This is a genomic window from Vibrio sp. ED002, assembly GCF_023277445.1.
Classification (GTDB): Bacteria; Pseudomonadota; Gammaproteobacteria; order Enterobacterales; family Vibrionaceae; genus Vibrio; species Vibrio jasicida.
The window spans coordinates 725,810-752,152 of sequence record NZ_CP080238.1 but is presented as its reverse complement, the minus strand read 5'-3'; the positions used below and the strand labels follow the sequence as shown (position 1 = coordinate 752,152).

Here is a 26,343-nt window from a genome sequence, read left to right as displayed (position 1 = left end):
TAAGTACGAATCATAAATACTGCGGTTTTTTGGAAAATATACCTGTTTATGAGTAAAGCCTCTTAAAGTAATAAGTGAATTATAAATAACGTTTAACAGTTAACCGAGTTACCTAATCATTCATTAATCTGTTGGTATTTTCATCAACAGTCAATCATTTAATAAGCGGTCAATATTGTGATACCTACTACCTCTAATATCCCAACACAGTCGGTCTCTGACTGGCTGAAACAATTTTGTCTGACTCGGAGTGATAAGATTCATTCTAATCAACCACTTTATCAGCTACACATGACTCAACTGGAATATCGCGAGTTAGAGGCTGTGCTATCGAAAAGCCGAGATTTTCAACACACGTTACGTTTTACTAAGGAGTGGTGCGGCGCATTCACTCTTTATTGTGCAGAGTGGTTTAGGCGAGAGTATACCCAGAATTGGAGTTGGGAACCTATCTTCGAGCGTCTGAAGTTTCGCCTATCGCCTGGCGACATTAGTGAAGCGATCCCTATGGGGCTTGAGGATTATTGGGGGAAAACGTTGTCGCGTTACAGCCAATCTAATCGGAATGATTATTTAGGCTCTTTATTTAGAGAAGGGGGGTTGCCTTCTAACTTGCTATCGCAGAATGACAATCATTATCAATGGACCTTTAACTCGGTGTTTGACAAGTACCAAGTTGTAAGAGAATTTGGTGAGAGTGCGGTCAATGCATATATTAGCAGTAAGGTTGTGTACCTTCCTGAGTCGCTGCAAGGTGAAGAGTCAATAGAACTGATTCGAAACATGGTAGAAAAGCTAGACAGTTTTGTACACACCTACAATCTAGATGAACAAGCAGACCCAGTTGCCTACCTCGAGCAAAATTACCCTCAGTGGCGTGAAGTGTTTCCTTTACCACTAGACAGTGCTACTGGTACTTTGTTCTTAAGTCAGTTGCTTTCACGCGCAACGGAAGAAGTACGTAAGGTAGCAAAGAAACGCCGCGACTTACGTTGTAAACACTATATCGACTTCGCTAACCAAAGTGTGATTAGTGATGTTTTATTACCGCTGAGCATCACATTTAATATAAACCCAGTTCAATTGAGCAGTAGTCGAATTGAATTGGCTATCTTTGAAGGTGAGCGCCACTTAGCATCCCTTGGTACCTGCTTTGCTCAGTTTGATAATGACAAAACAGTTGTTCGAATTCGTCAAAGTTTAGCATCAGTAGTGCGTGATTCGACAGACAGCGAACTGTATATAGTCGCATTGCAATCTGGTAGACAACTAACTCAAGAAAGGCTGACTGCCAGTACAGTGGATTGTGAGGATGCACCACTTACTCTAGTGGAAAACGATGGTCGGTTTTTGGTGGCAGGACAGGCGACAGTTCGCACTAAGGTGAATAAAGTACTCGTATTGGTACCTAATAAAACGTTGTTCGAGATACAACATGGTCACTATGAATCCACTCCTTCATTTTCTTTCGGAAATTTAGATACTTATAGCCTTGAAGGAAAAGTTTCACTGTCGTTTGAAAATGGAGATAGGTTTGTTATTACTACGGGGGCTGAGCACTATGCCGATGAGATCTTTACTCTTAAGGGGGATCTTGTCCCTTGGAAGTCTATCCCATCCCTAGTTTTTAAAGGTGTGCCGAAAATTGCAACGCAAGACACTGGAGATATTAGCCTCGGCTTGAGTACTTATTTGAATGGTGATGTTGCCCATCGGCTTGCTCCATCAGAGGTACACGGTCGCCAACTTCTGTCGGTCAAAAACCGTGATAATGAAGTATTGCTAAGAAAGCGGATCGGTATTCTTCCACAAGACTTTAAGCTGGATCTACTTCCAGGAGCTACGCCTACTGAAGGTCGAGTATTGGTATCTAGTCAGTCACCATTGGTTGCTCATGTTATCGATAAGGATCTTCGTACTTCAATTACAAAACCTAAACAAGGTGTCACAGAAATTTCTCTGAATACGAGTGGGATGCCACCTGCAACTTTCACCTTGAATATTCAGGCTTCGTTGCTGTCTGATCCAATTACTTTGATTGTGCCATACCCATCCACTGGTGTAACTGCGTTCAATGGAAACGGACAGCCTTTACAACGTCGTTTGTCGCTCGAAGATTTAGTCGGGAGTCGTATCAACCTTTTCACTCAGCATGGAAGACCAACACGTTACGAAATTACATTGCTGAATTTATCTAAGTACAGTTCAGGACGCCGAGCTGCAAGCTTCAATTGGGATTACCGTGTTATTGACAAACCTGTGGAGGTGAGCCTATATGGTCTTCGAGATTATGTTCTTGAACTATTATCGTTGAGCGAAAACTTAGACAGTGAAGTTGAACTCTCAATCAAAGGCAGTGGGCGTACGGAGCGCTTCGTCATCAGTTACTACTCAACGACGGTTAGCTATGATACAGACAACAACTTAGTGAGCTTAAATAGCCGTACGCTCAGAGACGCATCAGGGGTTAAGGCGATCCTAACGGATCTCACCAAGCCTGAACAAGCACCACACCCGCTAGTTAGTCGTGTTAGCGAAGGTGTCGATACGGGAGAGTATGAACTCCCGAGCTTCCTCAATGACGGTGGTCCATGGTTAGTCTTACCGGCTGAAAACTCCGAAGTTGCATTTCGAGCTCGCTTTATCCCTAGCGATAAAAATGATAGTGATGTTTTAGATATCAATACATTGCAAAAAGCCGCCCGAGCATTTAATCCTCGTGATGAAGTGACCAGTATTGCAAAAGTCATTTCGCAAATGGCCGATGATTGGAATCATAGCGGTTGGACATATTTGCAAAGCACGTGGAAGCAATTTCAATATTTACCAATGTCGACTTTTGAAGTGTGGCGTCACTTAGTGCGAAACCCTAAAGCGCTTGCCGTCGCTTTGTTTAAGTTTGATATGGACGCACAGCTTATTGCAAAACTTGAGACTCAACTGCCAGTAGTATGGGAGTTTGTTCCAATTCAATGTTGGTTGGACGCGAAGCAATTATTTGGTGATGCTTTGGAAAAGCTCGGCATAACTGGTGAAATGCAAGCAGATCTGTTGAGCAAAATGATAGACAAGTTGACTCAGGAAATTTCTTCACTGTCAGCCTTAGCACAATACATTAAAGACGAAAAGCTAACTCAGCCATTCCCCCCTCAGGTTATGCAACCAATGATTCAAGGGCAGTGGTACCAAGATTTACTGCGCCTGCATAGTGATAATGATCATTGGCCAAATGATGCAGGGGACGATTTGCGTCAAATGTGTACCTCACTCGGCCTCATGCCATTCGATTTAACCGTAAATGCAGGGTATCAAACTGGTGTTGTGTATGCGCCAATCTTTGCAGCTGGCGTCGCATGTGGTCGAGTACCACAAGAAATTATTTCACGCTTTGAGCACAAAACTCTATTCGATTTTCGCCAGTTAAAGAACTTTGACCATCAATGGTTTGGCCCTTTATTTTGCTACGTAGTTAACTACCTAACATGCAACGCTTCTTAGGAGCATAGAATATGAATCGTTATTTCTCTTCTTTGGTTGAGCAGTCAATTAATCGCTCGCAAGAGGCTACTCTAGGCGTACTCGGTGTCGCAAATTCAAGCTTGCGTGAACACTTGAAACAAGTGATGTCTGCCGAGAGTGGTGAGCCCCAGTCTTTTATGGCACCACCGTTGTTTGAACACACCTTTGGTTGGGAGTTCGCCGAGCCCAATATGAAAAACTTAAAGGGTGGTTTACTTAATAGCGCAGTGGTTGACTCTCTCGATGACAAATCTAATGGACGTTATCGTTTTGGAGCCGAATTCCATCCTTTCAAACACCAGCTTACAGCATGGAAAACCTTACTTGATGAGAAACCGAAATCAGTAGTGGTTACTTCTGGCACTGGTTCGGGAAAAACTGAGTGTTTTATGGTTCCAGTAATCAATGACTTATATGAAGAGTATGCACAAACTCAACAACCTCTTGTTGGTGTCAGGGCGCTATTTCTGTATCCGCTTAATGCGTTGATTAATTCTCAACAAGAACGTTTGGATGCTTGGACGCAACACTTCGGCAGCAACCTTCGCTATTGTTTGTATAATGGCAATACAGAAAACAGTGAAAACAAAATGCGCTCGGCACAGAAAAAACGTCCAAATGAAGTGTTGTCAAGGGAGTTACTGCGTAAAGAACCTGCTCCTATTTTGGTTACCAATGGCACGATGCTTGAGTACATGCTAGTTCGCCAGGTTGACTCACCAATCATCGAACAATCTCGTGCACAAAAATCCCTTCGTTGGATTGTACTTGATGAGGCTCATACTTACGTTGGTTCACAAGCTGCTGAATTATCGCTTCAACTTCGTCGCGTGTTGCAGGCTTTTGGGGTTGAAGCGAAAGATGTTCGCTTCGTTGCAACTTCTGCGACGATTGCAGGGGATGATGCGGCTGAACAACTACAAAAATACCTTGCCAATCTTGCTGGGGTGGAAACCGAACAAGTCAAAGTTATTGGCGGACGACGTGTTATCCCAAAACTTGATTTTGTAGATCAAAAATTGCTTAGTCTCGAAGAGGTTGAGTCAATCGAACCAGAAGGCACTGAAGTTAAAAAGGGCAAGTATGACTCTGACGTAGCTCCAGAGCGATTTAAAGCGCTGTGTGCCCATCCAGTCGCACTTAGGATACGAGACGTTATCGTTGATAGTGATAAACCACTGACTTTAAGTGATATTGCTCAACAAGTCTCAATAGCATTCAATGGTGAAGCTATATCTCAACAGCATTTGTTGCGATGGATAGATGTGTTGACTGGAACTAAACCAGACACATCAAGTGAAGCTTTTTTGAAAGTAAGAGCACATTTTTTCCAACGGATGACTAATGGGTTGTTTGCGTGCATTGATAAAGACTGTAGCTGCAAGAAAAATACGGCACTAGAACAAGACTGGTCGTTTGGTTTGGTCTATGCGACTCATCGTCAAAAATGTGGTTGCGGTGCTCCAGTGCTAGAGCTGAGTTTTTGCATCGAATGTAACGAGCCACATCTTTTAGCAAGAGATAATAAAGGCAAGTTGGGGCAATGGAATGGAAGCGTTGGCGACGAGTTTTCACTTCAACATGAATTTGCTGAGGATGACAGTCAGCAAATCCAAGATGTTGAAGAAAACTCTAACACTCCAGAAGTTTTTGGTAGTCGACTTGATGACGAAGGGCATTATGGTTCAATGACTATAAGTCCTGAGGGTAATCTAGGCTCATTGAATGGTGAAGGCTATACACTGACTCATGATATGTCAGGGCTATCCCACTGTTGCAATTGTGGTTTCAGTGGCTTTAGTGGAAGTATGCCTCTAAGGCGTGCAATGTTAGGTGCCCCATTTTACATCGCTAATGTTGTGCCAACTCTATTGGAGTATTGCCCTGACTTTGAAGGGGAGAGCAATCAAGTTGGGCCACAATCCTTACCAGCTAGAGGGCGTCGATTAATTACGTTTACGGATAGCCGCCAAGGTACAGCTCGTCTTTCAGTAAGAATGCAGCAAGAAGCAGAGCGTTCAAAATTACGTGGTGCTGTCGTTGAGATACTGAAGAACAAGCAACTCGATAGCATGGCAAACCAAGAAGTGGTTAGTGAAGGTATTTCACCTTCAGAGCTACGTGAGAAGGCTGCAGGTCTTCGTGCACTTGGTATGGCAAGTATGAATGAAGCTGCAGAACAGCTAGAGCGTCAAGCTGATGCACTTGAATCAGGAGCTATGGCATTCAAGCCAGTTTCTGTTTCATGGGTTGACATGATCAATGAATTGGCCAGAAAGAGTGACTTCAAAGGTGCAATGAAGCTTTACAACCAATACTTATCTCCTGAAGTCTTTAAAGACAGTGACGGTAGTTTAAAGCTAGCTGATATGTTGCTGTTTAGAGAGTTTTCTCGCCGACCAAAACGTCAAAATAGCAGTGAAACTCAAGGGTTAGTTACCGTTAATTATCAAGGAATTGAGACGTTAACTCGTTGTCCTGAGAAGTGGGAATCATATGGCCTGTTACTTGACGATTGGAAAGACTTCATTAAGGTAGCTCTTGATTTTTACGTGCGTGAGAACAATTTTATGCGTATGGAGGATGAAGGGTGGATCAAGTGGATTGGTGGTCACTTTTCTGCGAAAGCTCTACGCAACCCAGAATCTGAAGAGAAAGACGAATGGCGTATTAAACGTTGGCCGCAAATAAAAGGCTCACAACTCCAGAGGTTGGCGAAGCTATTGAGTTTGGGAGCAGGGCTTGATGCGAGTTCTAGCCATGGGAAGGATATCATCAACGGTTGGTTAAGGGATGCATGGAAAGTACTAACTGTAGATGCACGTGTGCTGACCAATGATGGAAACCAATATGCACTTGACCGTCATAAAATAGACTTTTCTTTACTCGAAAAAGCGTACGTGTGTCCGGTAACTAATAAACTAATAGATAGCACATTTAAAGGTTTTACCCCTTATCTTCCACGTAAGGTCGAAGACCCTAAACAATATATTTGTACCGAAGTTCCATATCCACACATTTGGGAATACGACGTTAGCCAACTCGATTATGAAGAGGGTCTAAAGTCGGTGCGTAGTCAAATTGCTAAGGATGATGCGATTCAAAAGTTACGTAGCACCAATTTGTGGACTGATGTCAACGACCGAGCTCTAGAAGGTGGTTTCTATTATCGAACAGCAGAGCACTCAGCACAGCAAAGTGCTGACAGGCTGAACGATTACGAAGACATGTTTAAGCAAGGCAAAATCAACGTTTTAAACTGCTCAACGACTATGGAGATGGGAGTAGATATTGGCGGTATTTCGGCGGTCGTAATGAACAATGTACCACCACATCCCGCTAACTACTTACAACGAGCAGGGCGTGCGGGACGTAGCAAAGAGTCGCGTGCTATTTCGTATACTTTGTGTAAAGGTAATCCGCACGATCAGCGAGTTTTTGATAATCCTAAGTGGCCATTTGTAACCCAGATTCCAGCGCCCTATGTGGCATTTAATTCGGAACGTTTGGTGCAAAGGCATGTTAACTCTTTATTGTTCTCGCTTTTCTTAAATCGCCAGGTTGGGACAACGAACAAAGAGAAAACGAAACTGAATCTTGAGTGGTTCTACTTGCCAGAACAAGATTCAGTGTGTGACCGTTTTGTGGATTGGTTAGGAAGTGATGCGCTGCAGTGGTCTAAGTCGTTGGAGAGTTTAGTAAAAGGCACTGCGTTAAATGATCACACCTGCGAGACACTATGTGATATCTCAGCGGATACAATTCGCAAATTGCGAGATCGTTGGTTTGAAGAATACCGCTATCTAACAAAACAACTGACGTCCGCGATCAGTGATTCCCCGTATGAATATCGCATTAATAAAGAACTCTATCGTTTAAAAAATGAGTTTGTTCTGCGTGAATTAGCGTCGAAATCGTTCTTACCAGGTTATGGTTTTCCAACGGATGTAGTGAACTTTGACAACAATAATATCCAGGACTTTATTCGTGAAAAGCAGAATAATAAAACACCTAAGTCGGACCGAATTGACAATGTTTCGCGTAGCCGTGGTTTACCAAGCCGTAACCTTGCCGTCGCGATTCGTGAGTATGCTCCGGGTTCAGAAATTGTTTTAGATGGTCGAGTGTTTACTTCTGGAGGTGTGTCACTGCATTGGCAAAACGTACACGCAGATACCAATGAAGCACAAAAATTTGATTTAGCATGGCGTTGTGATTCTTGTGGTCATACAGGCTATGAGACTCAAGCGTCAGTGATGGCGGAGCTGAATTGTAGTAACCCAGAATGTGCTAAACCAATTAAGCAAAAGCATATTCGCAGGGTGTTACAACCAACGGGCTTCGTGACTGATTTTTATGCAACGCCGACTAATAACATCGCTATGCAAAAATTCATCCCAGTTGAGCCGGCTTGGGTGAGTGCTGGGAACGCTGCGAGAGTTAGCTTACCGAATGAAAAAATTGGGCACATGTTATCTAACACCGAAGGCACAGTATTTAACCACACCTCTGGTGAGAACGGCACAGGCTATGCGTTATGCATGACATGTGGTCGAGCTGAATCAATGGACAAAAATGGACATTTCCCTAAGACCTTGAATCCGACAAAGCCTCATCGTCCGCTCAAAGCACCGCAACGCGACAGAAAAGGTGATGATTCGGTAGAGTGTGATGGTTCGCCTACGTTGATGGAAGCAATTCACCTTGGTGCCCACACTAAGACTGATGTGTTTGAATTGAGTTTGAAAAATCCAGTTAGTAATGAATACATAGCAGATGACGCTGAAGGGAGAGTGGTTGCAACGACTCTTGCGGTCGCCCTACGAGCTGCACTGGCTGAACAACTTGGTATTTCTACATCAGAGTTGGGTTATGCATTGCGTCCTGCAATCGTGTCTGAAGGCGAAGTCGCGTTGGTAATTCAATTGTTTGACACTATTTCAGGTGGTGCGGGCTTCGCGAGCTCTGCGCACTTGCACGTTGAATCTATATTACGAAAAATGGTTCGTAATCTTGAATGCCAAAGCTGTGAAACGGCTTGTGGTGATTGTTTGTTGCAATCCGATACTCGCCAAGACTCTGATAGTTTAGATCGTCAAGTTGCTAAAAATTGGTTAGGCGATGGGTTTCTCAATTTTGTCGGCTTGCCTGACGACGTTCAATTGTTAGCTGGCGGTTATTATCAACCAAGCTCTATTGACCAAGCTGTGCGTCATTGGATTAACCAAGGGGCAACTTCGGTGCTGTTTCAGTTGCCGAACGATTTCAATAACTGGGACCTTTTAAACCCCAAGTTTAGAAATAACTTGGTGACATACCTTGCTAAGGACAACGTTGACGTTACGATTGTACTGCCTAATGTTGAATTAGACAGCGAAACGGAAATCGAGCTGATTGCTCTACAAAACCTTGGTGTGAATTTCGCGTTATGTCAATCACAGACAGAACTGAATTCGAATATCGCGGTGCAGTTAAAAACTAGAAGCAATATAGTTTCACTCGCTACTGATACATCTGAAAATTTAATTCCAGGAGTAGGTTGGTTAAATGCGGGTGGGCTAGTGGTCGAAAGTGTCCAACTTAATTTAATAGATACGGAGCTTAAGCTTTTTGAAGTAAGTTCAGCCAAACAAAGTGTGAAGAATGGCGAGTGGGAAATTACTACCCAACTAAACGGCAAGTTAACGGACTTTGGCGAACGATTTTGGATGCATCTATTTAAAAACGATGGTGACGAACTGCTCAAGCTATTGTCGAATGATCCTGTTGTCGAAGTCGCGTACAGCGACCGTTATCAACAAAGTCCAGCTAGCTTGTTGCTCATTACTCAAGTGCTTGGGTCATTGTGCAACGTGCTTTCTGCAAAACCAGTGTTGAAAGTCGCGACCTTGTTTAACGAAAAGGAACGTTCAGGTCAGTTTTTACATCAAGATTGGCTTTATCAAGATGATCACTTTGCAGTGTTCAAAACATGGATTGAGCATAAAGCCAAAGTAGAGCCGCTTCTTACCGTAGTTGATAGCCGAACAGACATTGCTCACCGTAGGCTTCTTACTCTGACGTTAGCGTCTGGCCAGAAGATTAATCTCAAGCTAGATCAAGGGATGGGTTATTGGCGTTTGTTCGAACCACAATCACACTTCCAAAGTATCAAATTTGGTTTTGAGCTCGATCCTGCTCATCAGTTGGCACAATTACAAAAACTTGAAAAAGAGGTTACAGTAAGAAACAGTGAAGACTGGAGTACAGATATTTCGTATTCAATTCACGGATAATCCTGCTTAACTGCTAACGCTGTCTGATGTCTCGACAGCGTTAGTTTCGTTACCTGAAATATGTACAAGTGGTTGAGTATGCCTGGGTTTCAGGGTTACTAAGCTTTCAAAGCTCTTTCTAATAAACACCTAAATTAAAAGATCTATCGTCAATGAAGCCTTCAGACAGTTACTTTTTTCTAACTCACGATGACTTGTATGATTTGGATTGAACTCCACGTGTGACAAAGGCTTACAAATAACGGGCACTATTTCTGGGTTTTACAAAATAAAAATAACTGTGTTGAAAGTGAATGTTGTGGGATTGTTCTTCGTTTGATTCAGCTTGAAACTGGAGGGCTTACGAGTCACTAACTGCTAATGTAGAGTTAGGAGTTTCTTTGAATAGTTTCGAAACACAATATCGGATTCAATTTACCTCAGAATTGAAGCAAAACTAAACACTATTGATTTCATATTGATTTTGTAAGCTTACTAACTCATTTCCTTTTGCTTCTCCGCTATCGTTTAACCTACACAACGGCTTGAATGACAACAGCGGAGACAGTAATGGAAACTCAACTTATTTCAGTTAACGATCTTGGTTACATGCGTCACAATCGAGCTTATGCAAATCGATACCGTCATTCTCGCCGTAATCAAGGTGTAGACACGTTAGCTAGAGACTTTTATAAGCATTTAATGCTAGTTGAAAGAGACATCACATGTTGGTTTTTTCGATTGGTGAACTCAAAGAGTGAACGCATCCTTAGATACAAATCCTCCAACGGTGTGTTGAAGTACCAAGAGATCGATTTTATTGCTGAAAATGAGTTCGGGCTGAAGTTTTGTGAGCTCAAATTAAAAGAGCGTTTTAGTGAGACTTTAAGTGAACGTTCGTCGGGTATTGCTCAACTGAAAGCGACCACTGAGGCCGCTTCATCTGTGTATGAGCTAAATGGCTCACTTGCTATCTGCATCGACATGAGTTTTATCTACACTGGTGAAGATAGTGTGGGGCGAAACTTCACAAACGTTGCTGAGCTACCGGACCACTTTAAACGGGAAGGTGAAGGAGAATATATCTGGTTAGATATCAAAGATGTATTGGTTGTAGCATTAAGGGAAGGATGGTTTACACAGGAGCGAGTTGAAGAGATTAGAGAGCTTTATGAAATGATGTACAACCCAATGGCCATGATGCCCAAAGTACATCAAATCCCTTTGAATAGTCCCTTTGCTCAGCTACAAGCTTAGCTTGCCAAAACTGAATGTTGGATAGAAAAACAAACTTGATACTAGATCAAGTAGCTGGTTTTAGAGAGAAGATATCAGAAGAAGAGACTCGTGAAAGCGTTACTTTTTTGTCTTTGGTAACTTCAGACTTGTGGCAAGCTCAAATACTCAAGTTGAGGGTAAGGCGACTGGCTTTAATGCAGTAAGTTGGCAGTAACCTTCTCTCACACAAGAACCTAGCTCCACACAATATACTTCCATAGGTGAAACTCCAACTTGGGGTAATATGTCAGACGATGATATTCCGTTCTAAGGTAAGCGCGCTCGAGCCTGAAATAGGTATGTCTAAATCCACTCTAAATGAACGTAATTTCCATAAGGAAAACAAAGTGAAAAACATCTTGGTAGCCGTAACAGGCGCGAGTCCTCAAGTCCTAACTGAAACGTTGTTTGCATTGAATCATCAAGGTAAAACAATGCCAGATGAAGTGTTTGTGATTACTACCGCTAACGCTAAGCAAACGTTAGAGGAAGGGCTATTTCAAGATGGTCATTGGAACAAGCTAATAGAAGATTATCAACTCCCAGAAGTTAAGTTTAGTTCCAACAATATTTGGTTGATCTCCGATGAAGAGGGTAATGTCTTAGAAGATGCAAAGGCAGAAGCTGACCAAATTGTAATGGCTGACTTTATTACACAGAAAGTAGAGGAGCTGACTCGTAATGACGATGTTGCGATTCATGCTTCAATTGCTGGTGGCCGAAAGACAATGGCTTTTTACATGGGATACGCAATGTCTTTGTATGGTCGTGAGCAAGATGTGCTCAGCCATGTGTTTGTTGACGATGATTTTGAGTTTGTGAGCGAGTTTTATTACCCAACTCCTTACGATAAGTACATTGTCGGGAGGGACAAAAAAAAGGTTGTAAACACTAAGGATGCCAATGTTACCTTAGCGGAAATCCCGTTTGTAAGAATGCGTCGTCAAGTTGATGAGTCAATTTACAACCAAATGCAAAACCATTCATTTTCGAAAACGGTATCGGCTCTAAACAGTGCGCATAACTCTGGCGTTAAAGTGAAAATTTCTACCAAGGATAAGACTCTGGATGTAGCAGGTGTGTCTGTAAAACTAACAGCTAAAGCGTTATCAATTTATTTATTTTTCGTCAATAAAGGAATGAGAACGGAAACGCTAGGACGATCATTTGAGGAAGATGTTGAGCAAACTCGTGAATATTTAGAGGTTTTAGACTCCATGAAAGCAGACGTACGTTTGTATAGAAGTATGGGTCTAGAAGATGAAGGCCAGTGGCGGCAAAACGATTTCACTTTGACTCCTAAATTGACCAAAGACTTCGTTCGCCAATCTCTGAGCGCTTTCCATAAAACTCTAGAGGAGCGCCTAGTCTCTGACATCGTAGCAAAAATCAAAGTGCATTCTGATGGAGCTAAAGCGGGAGCCAGCTACAGCATATGTAGAGACCTTATGATTGAGGTTGACGGGAAGCTCGTTTAGTATTCATTGCCTTTGTTAGTTTATTGAACATTGAAAACGCAAAGCCCGCTATTTTAGCGGGCTTTGTTGTATCTAGAGCCTATCACGCTGTATTCAAATCCCTTTTAGAATTCGATAAATTCCGCCAATACAAACAAAAAATGTGATTGTCTTTTTTAATCTTGCTTGGAGTCAGTTGAACTCAACGCACCGTACACCCAAAGTACTCCTCTTTTTAATATTAGAGAGGTATACAAATGTGGGAAAACATTTCTCTAGAAGCATTGTATGAAAAATGTTTGGAGATGCTGCTGACCTTTGGGCCAAAGTTCATATTAGCTTTGATGGTGTTGTTTGTTGGCTGGTGGATTGTAGGCAAAGTCAGCCGAGCGATAGAAGTCACGTTAGAAAAAATGAAAATCGAGCATGGTTTGAGAGGCTTTCTCTCGTCTCTTGCCTCCGTCATTTTAAAAATCCTTTTGATCATTTCTGCTGCATCCATGATTGGTGTCGAAACCACGTCCTTTATTGCAATGCTCGGTGCAGCTGGCCTTGCTGTAGGTATGGCTCTGCAAGGCAGCTTGTCTAATTTCGCCGGTGGCGTGCTGATTCTGTTTTTCAAGCCATTTAAAGTCGGCGATGTGATTGAAGCGCAAGGGCACATGGGTAAAGTGGTTGATATTCAAATCTTTGTGACTGTCTTGCTGACCTATGACAACCAAAAAATCATCATTCCTAACGGCTCATTGTCTAACGGAACGGTAAAGAACCTATTTTGTGAAGATAAGCGCCGTATAGATATCGAATTCGGCATTAGTTATGGCGATGATATCCATAAAGCACGACGCGTTCTCATGCAGGTGATGGAAAACTATGATTTGATCATCAATGAGCCTGAGCCTACGGTGCATGTGAGCCAACACGGCGATAGCCATGTCGGAATGTTAGTGTGGGCGTGGGTTGATTCTGAAAATTATTGGCCGGCGTATTTTGGTCTTTATGAGCGAGTGAAAGATGCCTTTGATTCCGAAGACATCACGATTCCATTCCCTCAAAGAGATGTTCACATTCAACGATAAAACGAAAGGAGCGCCAGCTCCTTTTTTCTTTTCTAGACACAAAGATTATTTGCAAGATAAGAGCAAAGTGTTGTTGTCTTTCTATGTTCGTTTTATTAGCAAGAGTAAATATAATAACAATGAAATATGAGGTTCTTTATATTTTGTTTATTTATATTAGTTCTTATTTGATTATATTTTTCAATCATAATGATAAATAATTTGATTGGAACGTAAGTCACAAGAAATAACTATACATAGCTCTGATTGATTGGTGTTCTGTTCTGGTATATTTACTCTACATTTCTATTGGGTTATGGATGGAAAATGAACTTATAGATATGTTTTTTAAGGAAATTGTTTGTTTGTGTTGGTTTTGTCATATATATCTGAATTATTTAAAATTGTGATGTTAATTCCTATCAATAACCATAGTGCTTTTATTGATTAAACTTACGTATATTATTTTTCACTGTTTTCTGATTAAAATTATAAACACGCAATAGGTAACAGTGGTTATAAAATATCCGCTGAAGCTATTTTGTACAATAAACGGTAGAGAGTGAAAAAGTGAAAGCAAATAATAACATTCTTAAAATCGCGGTGGGTATGGCGATGCTATCCGGGCTACCTACAGCAGCCAATGCTCACGGCTGGTCTGAGTTCCCGAGTGCTCGTCAAAACACGTGTTACGAACAAGGTGGAGTTTGGTCTGGTACGCCACCAAATGCAGCATGTGCTCAAGCGAAAGATATCTCTGGTTCTTATCCTTTTGTTCAGCGTAATGAATTCGCTAAGAACATTACTGATTACAACAATATGGCAGCAGTGAAAGCGGCGATTCCTGACGGCACATTGTGTTATGCAAATGACTCTCAGAAAAAGGGAATGGGTGCGCCACATACGGCTTGGACTCGTACTGAACTAAACACAGGAACATTTGAATTTGTGTTTAATGCGACGGCTCCTCACAACCCTTCATTCTGGGAGTTTTATCTAACCAAACCTGGTGCGGATCTAAGTAAAGCACTGGCATGGGGCGATCTAGACTTGATTCAGACGGTAGGTAATGTTCCCGTAAATGGCGGCAAATACCGCATGGACGTTACGATTCCGTCAGATCGTTCTGGTGACGCGATTCTATTTGTTCGTTGGCAGCGTGATGATGCCGCTGGTGAAGGCTTCTACAACTGTTCTGATATCACTATTGCAGGTGGTGATACTCTTCCTCCTGAAGCTGATCTTGTTCGCGGTGACCTGTACATTCCTCAAGGTTTTGTAAATCCTGAAATCGGTGACACAGTTAAATATGACATCATCAACAAGAATGGCGATGTGGCACGTAGTTTTGATATTAAGGTTGAAGCTTCGAACGTAAATGATTGGGCACGTCTACTTGCTTCAGAAATCAACGGTTGGCACGCAGAGTTCAAAGACGGCGCAGTCTTCATCGGTGATTGGCATGAAGAAATGTCACATTACATGTATTTCCAAAATGATCCATCACGTAACTTCTTTAACTCAAAAGATAGCCGCGCATCTGGCATGATTTCAGTTATTGATGGTGATGATGGTGGTGTAGAGCCACTGACTGGCGATATTTATGAACTTGTGAAGAGCGATAAAGTCGTCAATGCTGGTGACAGCGTAATTATTGCCACAAGTGAAGCCGCGAACCTAACACAAACTCAAGGTTCATCGGTGAGCATTCAGAACAACGGTACTTCGTCTATAGTGGTAAACACTAGTGCAATCACGCAGAACGAAACACTGTCATTTGTTGCTAACGCGGTAAACAGCGCACGTGCTGAGACGTTTACTTTCGAGGTTATTGCAGGTGATGACGAAATTACGCCACCAAAACCTGAGCCAGACCCAGATCCTAAACCAGATCCAGATGAGAATGGCACTTGGGATGCTGCTAAAACATACTTAGGTGGTGAAGTGGTTTCTTACGCTGACCAAAACTGGAAAGCACAGTGGTGGATTCAAGGTGGTGACAACCCTGAAGCGACTTACCAGAAAGACCAATGGGGTGTTTGGCGTCCAACTAACTAATCTCGATTCTCATATTGAGAGATATCAGTTTACGCGTTTATTAAATTGATAAATAAGAAAGCCACCATGGTTGATGTATGGTGGCTTTTTTGACGATGAGTAATTGAAACTCGACGTCGAATGCAATAAGCAATTCTAAAAAACTCGAGAGTTCAGATGCTTATTCCTAATCATTCTGGTGGGTTAATATGCGTCTGAGCGTTAACACCTCCTATAGTCTTGACCTCACCTTAAAATGACAATAATGCGAAATTTTACTTGAGCCCCATGGATGTGAGGGCTCTTTTTTCGTTTGGCGCCTTTGCATCTCCCCTTGGCTTTGTTATTGCATAGTGAACAATAACCGGGGGACAGCGCATCTCTCGTTATCAAATTGAAAATAGGTACTCGGTTGGCTTTCTAACTTACGACCAATGAGCATTATGGGGCGACCTCTTTGCTCACGGAGATAGTGAAGGAGAAAGCAGTGAAAGATTCCAATGATTTAGTATTCAAACCAACAGTGTTTTGTTGGGCGTTAATCTCACCCCAAAAACAAGGTTCTTTTGAAGACTACCTATGGTCAATGGGAAAAGAAGCCCAAAAGCGTGGTTGGACTTACATTGTCTGCGTTATTGAACCCATATCACCGACTCTGAAGACATGGCTGCTTGAGTCAGGCTGTGAGCTTATTTGCTTAGATTATGACAAAATCACTAATTCAGGCTTCATTGTGCGTTTATTGAAAGAGCGTAAAGTCGATATTCTTCACACCCACTTTATTGGTCCAACAGATCCGAGTTTGTTGTTGTGTAAATTGAGGTGGGGCGGAAAAATTGTTTTTACGGATCACAGCTCCAATCCTCTTGGTATGCCCAGTAAAGATTATTTGGTCTTAAACCAACTCCGTTCTATGCGGCAAAGTATTCTGAGTCTCGCGATTGACGCATATCTGCCTGTCTCTGATTTTGTTGCATCACGCATTGCTCGAAACTTGCCAAATGCTCACCACAAAATACATCGCCTCTATAACGGTATTGACCTCGCGCGGTTTCAATCGGCGATATCTAAAGAGAAAGCAAGGCAGATTAAGTCCGCGCAACTTGGCGTATCCGACGACATCATGATAGTGGCCTTCATTGGTCAGCTGACACAGGAGAAGGGCATCGACCATTTTCTCAATGTTGCCAAACGTTGTGTTGATGGTGGTATCGAATGCCAGTTCTTGATCATTGGCGATGGCGCATACCGTAAAGAAGTGGAAACCCTTTGTGCTCATCAGGATTACCAGAGAGACATTCAATATTTAGGTTTACGCTCTGATGTTCCGGATATCTTGAGTGTCACGGATGTTTTTGTTATGCCGTCTCTTTGGGGAGAGGCGTTTGGTCTTACTGCGATTGAAGCGTCCGCATGCGGTGTTCCTGTTGTTGCTTCTAATATAGGTGGTCTACCAGAGGTCATACTGCATCATCACAGTGGGATCTTAATTGAAGCTGGGGATGAGACTGGTTTATATGACGCTATCTGGCGATTAATCGAAGATACGGACGCTAGAGTAGAGTTTGGCAAAAACGGCCGACGTCATGCAGAACAGAACTTTGGCTTGGACAATATGGTGTCTAAGACTTTTTCGCATTATCAACGTTTGCTTAATTCGAATGAAAGTTTGTGGGAGAGCATGAAAAAAATGCTCGAATTGAGAGGTTAGGAGAGAGGGAGCTCTAATGCTAAACGTAGAAGATATTCTCAAACAATTACGTGAAAACGGTATTGTTGTGCTTGATGGTTATATTCCGCTACCTAAGCTCGAGCAAATGCAGCGATGCTTTGATCAACACCTTACCCATCCACAGTTTAATACTTGGACGGGATACCAACAAAATGAACGATGGCGATTACTCATTGAAAACTTACTTACACTGTCGCCTGCTTTTTTGTACCCAATCCAACATGATGATTTGATGCATATATGCCGTGACTACATTGGCGACCGATTTCAAGTGACTGAGGTTAGGGGGTGGAAAACCATTCGTACCACTCGTAATTTTCATGGATGGCATAACGACGCTTGGTATGACGTTGACCGATGCCAAGAGCCACCACCCCAGATAAAGTTGGGTGTGTATCTTACCGATGTAGACAGTGGTGAGTTTGCTTACGTAGAGCAAAGCCATCGGCAAAAATTGGCTCCGGGTCATTGGAATAAAGCGCAAGTCGACGAAATGAACTTGCCAATAAGACACGTGACCGGCAAGGCAGGAACCGCCTTTTTATTTGATACGAGTGGGGTTCACCGACAAAACTATCCGGTGCTGACATCTCGTAATGTGGTGTTTTACAATTTTCACGATCCTGCTTTCCCTATTCAGAGTTTGGATAAGGAGTATGATCGGTACGCGCCGCTTTTGCTCAACGCTGCTTTTTTGAAAGGTTTGACCAAAGAACATGAACGAATCTTAGGGTTCGGCGATGAGCGATATTTTGAAGATGGCTTTATACCGAAACAACGTTATCCAGCTCTGCATAGTTTGGTTAAAGCTGGGTTATTTACCCGTCTTCTTGGACAAGATTGCCAACAATTATTTAATCGAGTGGCGACAAAGATCTTTTGAGGACGTTATTCTTAATCGTCTAGCGTAGGCAGAATACAGTGATCTTGTTAAAATGCCGATTCGCGGCTGCACATTGAACTTCAGTCCACTCAAAGAGAGAACACCTATGACGGTAGAAAATGTGCTTCCTGAACACTATGCGGAGCTGCTAGTAGTTTGGGAAAACTCAGTCCGAGCGACGCATGACTTCATCACAGAAGAAGATATTGAGTTTTTTAAACCCATCATTATTGAGCAAGCATTTCCTGCAGTCACCTTAAAGTGTGTAAAAGACACTACAGGTGCAATACAAGGTTTTGTTGGTGTTCATGATGAAAAAATCGAGATGCTGTTTCTTCTAGATCAAGCAAGAGGAAAGGGCATAGGTAAGATGTTGCTGCAACATGCGATCAAACATCTCGGCGCAGTAAAAGTCGATGTGAATGAGCAAAACCCACAAGCCGTCGGTTTTTACCAACGTATGGGCTTTAAAATCGAATCTCGCTCACCACTCGATGATATGGGTAAACCATTTCCAATTTTACACATGACGTTGTAACGCTCGATATGTCGTACATCCGCCTTAACAAGGTTTTGCTAGAAGAAACGCCCAAAGCTAATAACTTTGGGCGTTTCCGTTTGTAACCGTTGGATATAGGCAGTCACTCAAAACAGGTATAGGAAAGAAAGTGTTTTTCACGACAGGTTGCTTTTACCGTGAGAATCAATATAAGTAACAAACAGCTCGACGAGATTCGGATTAAACTGGCCTTTATCTTTTTCGGTTAAAAGGATATTGATTGCTTTCGAGTTAGGCATGCCTTTTCTGTAAGCTCTGTCTGAAACCATTGCGTCCCATGTGTCGACAATCGCGAGCACTTGCGCGATAAATGGAATCTCGTCGCCCTTAAGACGAAATGGATAACCATTCCCATCCCAACGTTCATGGTGAAGACCACCAACCATTGTTGCTGTTTCTAGAGCTTTAATACCTCTTGCAATCTGGTAGGTGTACTTTACATGCTCGCTCATCACTTGACGTTCAATTGGTTCAAGCTTGCCATGTTTATGGAGGATCGCCGTTGGTGTTTTTAGCTTGCCTAAGTCATGTACTAGAGCTGCATCAAAAATCAGCTCTAACTGCGCATCTGTAAAATTCAGAAACTCACCAAAATCATGAGCGACTAGGCATACATTGAGCGTGTGTGTATAGGTTTCCGGAGAGTGCTCTGCCATTTCTTGCAGCAATTCAAGTGCTGTAAATGAATGTGCGTGGTTCAATGCCATTGCATACACATGATTGAGTTTGACGTTTTGCATACCTACACCTTAAGTCGTTCGTTTGGGCCGGCAAGTATGGTGAAGGTTAGTGCTTGTGTTAAATGAATGGTCGTGAATCGAAATTAATAAGGGTTAAATCGGTGTTTTAGAAGTTTTTATAATGGCGTAATTGTTTGGAATCAACGAGATAGCATCGTATAAAACTTATAGTGAAAATCTATGGGATAATGGGTTTTAGATTGTAGTTGCGTGGGCAAAAATGGTTAACAGCCATGCTTCTTCAATCTGCGATTAATGGCATTATTCACAACCATTTATTGGTAACTGATTCCGCTCGTGTGGATGATAGCCGCTCGAACAATCAGTATTAATTATCACACCATGACCCGAACACTATTTCACATAACGCTATGGCGCACGGCGATAGCTGAGTTTTCAAAAGAAGTTGGTTATGCCCAAAGTCCCCAAGGATTGGTTAATAACCGAATTACCATTCAACTGACACCCGAAAGAACGCGGCTTGTCGCTACCGTTCATTTGGACTTCAACTCTCTAAACTATGAAATTAGCAGCACTCAAGATTGCTTCGATTTTTGCCAACTACTTAAGGCAATAGAAAGTGTCAAAAGCTTCTAACCAGCCTTAACGCTCTGGATTTCATGAATTAAAAACAATTAATTCCCAATTAATCATTTTAATATCATAGTCTTAATCGTTAATAACTAATCATAGTCATTTAGTGGTTACTTTGAAGTGTTGCAGCCAAAATGGTTGAACCTTCAACAACCGAGTGACATCAATGAAACTGTTCAACATGTATCTGTTGAAAAGGAATTCATCTCTATCTTTACTAGCAAGCGTCTCCCTCGCAACACTTCTTACTGCGTGTAATGGTGGTAGCGAGGGCGGCTCGGGCAATCCGGTAATTACTTCACCTGTCGACAATACGGCGATCTTCTCTGCCAACATCGGTAACAATGCTATTGTTGGTGAGCGCACTTCTATTAACGTTACTGGTTATGTCAATACAAGCGATGATAGCGAGTTTGAGATTACGTCTGTCGAGTCATTATCAGGGGATGCTTGTCAGGTCGTCAGCTCTGGCTCAACGTCGTTTGATGTAAGCTCGAATGAAACGCAAGATTGCCTGTATCAATACCGAGTTTCTCCAATGAGCAATAGCGCACAGTCAGAGTCTTATGTTCGTGTTGCTTCTGCTTCAACATATGCATCGACATCGCTACCGAGAATCACAGCTTCAACTACCGAGAATCAAGAAATCATCATTGACCTTGAAACGGAGTTAGGTGCTTCGATGCCAGATAGTAGCTACAAGTTACAAGAACAGATGGTTGTTATTGGTAACGGAAGTGCCACTTATCTCGACTCACAACGCATTCAATTTACGCCGACAGGAAAAGGGCAGAGTGAGATTTTCTACAGCTACGAAAGCGACTCTGCCATCAAACAAGGTACGATTTCGGTTTCTGTCTCGGAGTTGACTGAAAACACTCCGCCAACCGCCAATGCTTTTGCTCATCAAGAGCTCATCAAACTTGGTGAAAGTACTACGATAGATGTTGCGTCATATGTCTCCGATTTGGATGGAGATAACGTTCAGTTAGTCAGTGTTGAAGATTTTAACTCTACGATCGCATTGTTGTCGCCAACGGACGTAATGAATACTCAATTTACGTTTGAGTCGACAACACCTGGTGCTCACGATGTGGCATATACCGTCAGTGACCACATGGGAGGTTACACAACATCGGTTGCTCGAATCGAAGTAGAGCCTGATTTTTCATTGATTCAAGATTGGGAAGATATCGTCACTTACGACCCAGTTATTGATACAGAGATCCGTTTCTTTGCGCCAATGACAAAAGTATATGCAGACTACGTAAATGCCTCTTACACCTCAACCTATACAGAAAATGGTGAATATGGTTTGAAAGATGCAGAGGTGGTAACGCAAACACTCACCCAAGCACGTCAATACTGCAAGGTGCGTGGTGGTCGTTTGCCACTCCAACGTGAACTTGAAACCTTAATTGCAAATGAAACCAGTGCGTTCAGTAACCACAATTGGCCAACGAGTAATCAATATTGGACAGCAGAGAACGTTAGTGAAACCAATGCAGCGACGGTTAACTTGAATGATGGTCTGGTTGGCAATCAGTCAAAAACTGTGGCTATGTACACAACTTGTGTTGATCTTAGTGATGAGGCGGTTGGTGATTTCTCAGTATCGGCGATAGAGCAATCGGCTACAGGAAATGAGTATGTTTATCAGATTGAAGTTCTTCACCCTGATGGGGGGATTGCGTCATATCAAGATGTTGAAGTAGAGGCATTAAGTGAAGCTGGTGTATTTGACTCTGGAAGCTCTTCAATATCTCTTGTTATGGATTCCAATGGTTCACAACAGCTTTCTTATTATGATACATCGTTTAGTAAATCAGTAATTGCTGCTGAAGTTGGGTCTGTAAGGGATTTGTTTCCGTTTGTCCCAGATGAGGGAGCATCGGCATTAGAGACTACAGATGGAACTAAATGGAATCATGTCGATATTAGATATGGTCTCATTCTACCGTCTATCGGTGAAAGTGGTGTACCTATCCTCTTTAGTTATGACTCTCCGGATGGAATGGGTAGCAGCACTGTGTATAAACAGAGCTTTTCAGGAAATGATTTTGTTATGGCTCTCCACATAAAAAATACAGGGCGAATGGGTAGTGGTGCTGTGTCGTTTTTTATCCAGCAACAAGGAAATCTACCTGATCAAAGTTGGTTCAATGAGGAGGAAGATCCTGAGCGAGATCAGCCTGGAGCGCCGCACACATCAGATACCTTTAATATCGTGACCCAGTTTTCAAAAAACCAATTCAATTTTTATCAAGGTTTTGACAATTTTGTAGGAAGTAACTCAGCTGATGTTCGGTATGAAGATCGATATTTATGGTTCCAAAAAAAGGGAGATTTTTTGTACCACTATTCGTCGAATACACCAATCAGACCGAGTGAACCGGACTTTTCAAAGCCTTTCGATTGGGGGGATATAGATCCTACCAAGCCTTATTGGGTCGGCACTGGCGGAAGTACAAACTATGAAGATTTAGAGGCATTCCTCGTTGATGCTAACTTTGCAAGTTATTTATAAAGGTATGACCATGAAAGTACTTGGAAAAATTAGCTTTATCTTCTCCTTATCTTTAATTTTATCCGCATGTAATGGTGGTTCTGGTAATGATTCATCATCCAACAGTGTTGAAGGAAGCTCTCCTGAGACAGTGAACATAGAAACTTCTCCTATCCAATCTAAAGGACTGGTGAGTGAAGAGGTTGCTATCGACGTTTTGGCTACAAATGAAGTCAGCGCGGCGATGAAGGTGACATCTGTGCGCTCAATATCAGGAGATAGTTGTCAGGTTACGTCCATTGGTGAACAGTCATTTACGACAAGTTCTGATGAAGTAGGCGAGTGCCAATACGAATACACAGTCGCCCCAAAAAATAGTGAGCTTTATGTGGGTGAGGAATCTTCAATTGCTCGTGTTTCTGTGTCTGAAACAGCAGCTGATAATACATTACCCAACCTTGCAGAAACGACGGATATTGATACGCCTGTTGTGATTGACCTTTCTCAGGAATTATCCGAGGAGCTTGATACATCAGTGTTCTATCTATCGTCTGATGCATCTGTGCTTGGCGCCGGTATCGTGGATAGCGATGCGGCGAACAACGTGCTTACTTTTACTCCATTTGAGGTGGGCGTTTCTCGAGTTACTTACTCAATGACAGATGGTTCTGTCACCAAGCTAGGAACGATTGATGTTGCTGTTTCTGATACGCAGAATACGCCGCCAGTTGCCCTTAACTATGTCCGTGAAGGGAAGTTAGATAAAGGGATGTTGGTGACGATTGATTTAACGGACTATATCTCTGATGCAGAAGATGCGGTGATCCTCGAATCCGTGAGAGCTTACAATGCGGAGACCGAAATTACGTCCGCTTCTGAGCATACCTTTACTTTTCGTTCCTTAGAGCCGGGAGCGCATGAAGTTGCTTACACCATTAATGATGGTCGCGGTGGATACGCGGTTGGACAAGTTTATCTTGAAGTAGAGCCTGATTTTAGCCTGGTTCAAGACTGGGATGATGTAACGGTTTACGATTCAACTATTGGTGCAAACATTACGTTTACGGCTCCTGTAAGTAAGGTGCTAGCGGACTATACCAATACAGCGTATACAAATTATCTAGCACAAGATGAGGTTACTGGGCCGAAAGGAGCGGACGTGGTCACCATGAACCTTGAACAAGCGCAAAACTACTGTGCGACAAGGAATGGACGTTTGCCAATCAACCGTGAATGGGAACTACTCATTGCAAATCAAGGTAACCTTTTTTCGTCTCAAAACTGGCCTGCAGGTGCAGATTTTTGGAGTGCAGATATGATCTCCGAAACTGCTGGCAAGAGCATTAACGCGACAGATGGGACGATTTCTGAGTTAGCGAAGTTAACAGGTGAAGGGTTCGTTACCTGTGTGTTGTTAGATAGCGAGGCGGTAAAGGATTTTTCAAGTGAAATTGAATATGTTACGCGCCCTTATAGTAACGTAAGTGATGTGTCTTTAAAGGTAACTGACCCAGACGGAAGTTTAGCGCCATACCAGAACATTGAAATCATATCTGAACGTGAAAAAGGCGTGTTCAGTAATTATGAAACAAGCGAAACTCTTTTGTCGGATGCAAGCGGATCAGCAGTTACCACATACACAGACTTATCTTTTAACAATGAAGTGATCAGTGTTACAAGTAGTTCAAATGCAAAATCTTCAATTGCTTATTCGTCTAAAGACGCGGTTACGGCCTCAACTTTGCCTGTGAATGAAAGCAATAAGTGGAATCGTGTTGCAGCGGAGAGTGGTACGATTTTGCCGATCGATGATATCGGCATTCCATCACTCTATTATGGAACAGGCGGATCAATAAGAGCACTATCAGTATTTAATGAACGCTCTTTTACTGGTAGAAACTTTATTGGTTACGTTAAAGTCAAAAACTTTGGAGAAAAAGATGCGATATCCGGTAAGTTATCGTTTATCGTTCAGCAAGAATCTATTGTGCCTCAGTCAGGTTGGGGGGATGCAGCCAATCAACCGGGTTCACCTCGTAGTAACAAAGCGTTTGAAATAGTTACCAACTACTGGAATGAGAGAACGCAAGTTTTTTCTGGCTATGGAAACTCGGTAGGCTTAGCGAATATGAATGTTGCCTCTCATGAGAGACATATTTGGTTTGAAAATAACAATGGCCACTTTATGGTTTACTCTTCAGAGACTTCAGACAAACCGCTAGAACCAGCAGTATCATTTAACATGGATTGGGCAGGGATGGATCCAGGCCTACCTTATTGGGTGCAAATCAGCAGCCGAATTAGTCGTGATGGTAACTCTGTAGGGGTTATGACATACGTTACTGATGCTAAGTTTGCGTCTTTTGATTAATGAAAAGCTAGCCAATCTTGGCTAGCTTTTTAATACCACATCAACTGCCCGTACATTCTGGCAAGTTGCTCCTGTGTCCCTTCCGATTCAATCTCTTCATCATAGGTAAGCAAAAACTCTTGTTTACTCAGACGTTTAATTCTTGCGGCAAAATATCGGTTGTTTGCGTTGATGAGATCCCTTTTAAACGCTTGTGAAGAGTGATCAGCGATGTACAAGTACTGACTGCTCAGCGTCAAGAAGTAAAAGCTGTTGTTTGTGTAACCAAGAATGCCGGAGCTCTTTCTCATTGTTCCGTTTTCTAATGTGGTAATGAAGGTAAACAAACCGTTGTTTACGTATACGCTGAGTTTTCGGCTGGGGTTGTTCAATTGGCTTTCTATGGAGAACTTAGAGCCCAGCAAACTTAGCCATGGGCTCAGGATTACCAAGGCCCCTATAATTATCGACACCTTCCACAAAGAGAACTTACCAGAAGCCCATTTGACCAGTAATTTCGACATTATCGAGCCTTTCATATTCAAACCTCTTGCTGAGATAAACGGTGTTACTTTTTTCATCGAGTTGAGCGACGTTGATTTGAGAGAGGTAATCTTTAGCGTTGAGCGTTATTGTTTGGGCTGCATTTTGATTGCCATTTAAAAATTCATAACTCTTGTTAAAAGACAGCATAAATACCGTATCGTTTATCACTGCATAAAGCCCTTGGCTATGACGAATAACGTCATAGGGCATGAATTGGAGTGATGAATAAAAGCCATGGGAAAATTGTAAATGCGTTTCTAGTCGTGTTGAGGTCACGGGCGAGTACACGGTGAAATCGCCACCAGTAGCATTGATAAAAGGCATCGCAACAATGAGCGAGGCAATGCCAATCGTTCTTTTGAAGTTCATAGTCAGTATAAAGAGTAATAAAGCGCGCTGCTGTAAAGCAAAATGAAAACGCTAAGGAAAATATCTCCCCAGCGAATTGAGGGGAGGTTAGCTCGAGTTGGGTAAGACCGCGTTTGCAATGGTCCTGCTCTTTCTCCCGTTTGTTTTGAGTCGGAGAGAGAAGCAAAGTCGTTGGTTGCCCTTGATTGCAATGACATTAGGTTTACACCAACAGGCAAAACCAGTTTGTAGCCTAGCGTTGGATAAGCCCGGATTTCAATGTTTGAGTTTATGGTGGCCAGTTTTCTACGCAGTTTCATGATACTCACGTTCAGGGAGTTAGAACCGATAGGCTTATCTGGCCAACCCGCCGCGATGAGGGCATCTCGGCTGTAAATTTTGTCGGTGTCGTCGAAGAGTGTTTTCGCGATGTTTAAGCTGCTTATGCTCATGGATACCGACATGACTAAGCTTTTTGTTGA

The 26,343-nt window shown here is 42.5% G+C and carries 15 protein-coding genes; 11 read left to right on the top strand and 4 right to left on the bottom strand.

What is annotated here, in order from left to right; translation table 11 throughout:
- The first annotated feature begins 177 nt into the window (after window positions 1-177).
- From ITG12_RS03630 to ITG12_RS03590, 9 genes are all read left to right on the top strand, one after another.
- Complete coding sequence (locus tag ITG12_RS03630) at window positions 178-3,498, top strand: STY4851/ECs_5259 family protein (protein ID WP_248873618.1); 3,321 nt, start codon at window positions 178-180, stop codon at window positions 3,496-3,498.
- 11 nt (window positions 3,499-3,509) lie between these two features.
- The gene (locus ITG12_RS03625; RefSeq protein WP_248873616.1) at window positions 3,510-9,794 is read left to right on the top strand and encodes a DEAD/DEAH box helicase; all 6,285 of its coding nucleotides are present in this window, start codon (window positions 3,510-3,512) and stop codon (window positions 9,792-9,794) included.
- 549 nt (window positions 9,795-10,343) lie between these two features.
- Window positions 10,344-11,030 carry a hypothetical protein gene (locus tag ITG12_RS03620; protein ID WP_038874878.1) on the top strand — a complete coding sequence of 229 codons (687 nt, stop codon included), beginning with the start codon at window positions 10,344-10,346 and terminating at the stop codon, window positions 11,028-11,030.
- A gap of 368 nt (window positions 11,031-11,398) precedes the next feature.
- The gene (gene csm6, locus ITG12_RS03615; RefSeq protein WP_038874880.1) at window positions 11,399-12,529 is read left to right on the top strand and encodes a CRISPR-associated ring nuclease Csm6; all 1,131 of its coding nucleotides are present in this window, start codon (window positions 11,399-11,401) and stop codon (window positions 12,527-12,529) included.
- A 236-nt stretch (window positions 12,530-12,765) separates the two neighbouring features.
- A complete protein-coding gene (locus ITG12_RS03610) occupies window positions 12,766-13,587 on the top strand; it encodes a mechanosensitive ion channel domain-containing protein (RefSeq protein ID WP_038874882.1) in 822 nt (273 codons plus the stop codon).
- A 588-nt stretch (window positions 13,588-14,175) separates the two neighbouring features.
- On the top strand, window positions 14,176-15,624 hold the full coding sequence (locus tag ITG12_RS03605; protein WP_227740562.1) for a lytic polysaccharide monooxygenase: 1,449 nt from the start codon (window positions 14,176-14,178) through the stop codon (window positions 15,622-15,624).
- Between the two features lie 466 nt (window positions 15,625-16,090).
- Window positions 16,091-17,314, top strand: a complete 1,224-nt coding sequence (locus ITG12_RS03600; protein ID WP_038871128.1) for a glycosyltransferase family 4 protein — start codon at window positions 16,091-16,093, stop codon at window positions 17,312-17,314.
- Window positions 17,315-17,330: 16 nt separating this feature from the next.
- Window positions 17,331-18,218, top strand: coding sequence for a phytanoyl-CoA dioxygenase family protein (locus ITG12_RS03595; protein ID WP_038874885.1), 888 nt, complete (start codon window positions 17,331-17,333; stop codon window positions 18,216-18,218).
- Window positions 18,219-18,324: 106 nt separating this feature from the next.
- Window positions 18,325-18,756 carry a GNAT family N-acetyltransferase gene (locus ITG12_RS03590; protein ID WP_038874888.1) on the top strand — a complete coding sequence of 144 codons (432 nt, stop codon included), beginning with the start codon at window positions 18,325-18,327 and terminating at the stop codon, window positions 18,754-18,756.
- Window positions 18,757-18,893: 137 nt separating this feature from the next.
- Here ITG12_RS03590 and ITG12_RS03585 read toward each other — a convergent pair whose 3' ends face one another.
- Complete coding sequence (locus tag ITG12_RS03585; protein WP_038874890.1) at window positions 18,894-19,517, bottom strand: HD domain-containing phosphohydrolase; 624 nt, start codon at window positions 19,515-19,517, stop codon at window positions 18,894-18,896.
- Window positions 19,518-20,277: 760 nt separating this feature from the next.
- Between ITG12_RS03585 and ITG12_RS03580 the strand changes: the two genes are divergently transcribed.
- Together ITG12_RS03580 and ITG12_RS03575 are read left to right on the top strand one after the other, a co-directional pair.
- Window positions 20,278-22,638 (top strand): hypothetical protein, encoded by a 2,361-nt coding sequence (locus ITG12_RS03580; RefSeq protein ID WP_038874892.1) that lies wholly within the window; start codon window positions 20,278-20,280, stop codon window positions 22,636-22,638.
- 10 nt (window positions 22,639-22,648) lie between these two features.
- Window positions 22,649-24,988: a hypothetical protein gene (locus ITG12_RS03575; RefSeq protein WP_152436605.1), complete on the top strand. Its 2,340-nt coding sequence runs from the start codon at window positions 22,649-22,651 to the stop codon at window positions 24,986-24,988.
- 29 nt (window positions 24,989-25,017) lie between these two features.
- Here ITG12_RS03575 and ITG12_RS03570 read toward each other — a convergent pair whose 3' ends face one another.
- The 3 genes from ITG12_RS03570 to ITG12_RS03560 are packed head-to-tail and all read right to left on the bottom strand — an operon-like array spanning window position 25,018 to window position 26,313.
- Window positions 25,018-25,491 (bottom strand): hypothetical protein, encoded by a 474-nt coding sequence (locus ITG12_RS03570; RefSeq protein WP_227741110.1) that lies wholly within the window; start codon window positions 25,489-25,491, stop codon window positions 25,018-25,020.
- A complete protein-coding gene (locus tag ITG12_RS03565; RefSeq protein WP_038874897.1) occupies window positions 25,457-25,882 on the bottom strand; it encodes a hypothetical protein in 426 nt (141 codons plus the stop codon). The genes ITG12_RS03570 and ITG12_RS03565 overlap by 35 nt, the downstream gene beginning before the upstream one ends.
- A gap of 2 nt (window positions 25,883-25,884) precedes the next feature.
- Window positions 25,885-26,313 carry a helix-turn-helix domain-containing protein gene (locus ITG12_RS03560; RefSeq protein WP_248873614.1) on the bottom strand — a complete coding sequence of 143 codons (429 nt, stop codon included), beginning with the start codon at window positions 26,311-26,313 and terminating at the stop codon, window positions 25,885-25,887.
- Between the last annotated feature and the right edge of the window lie 30 nt (window positions 26,314-26,343).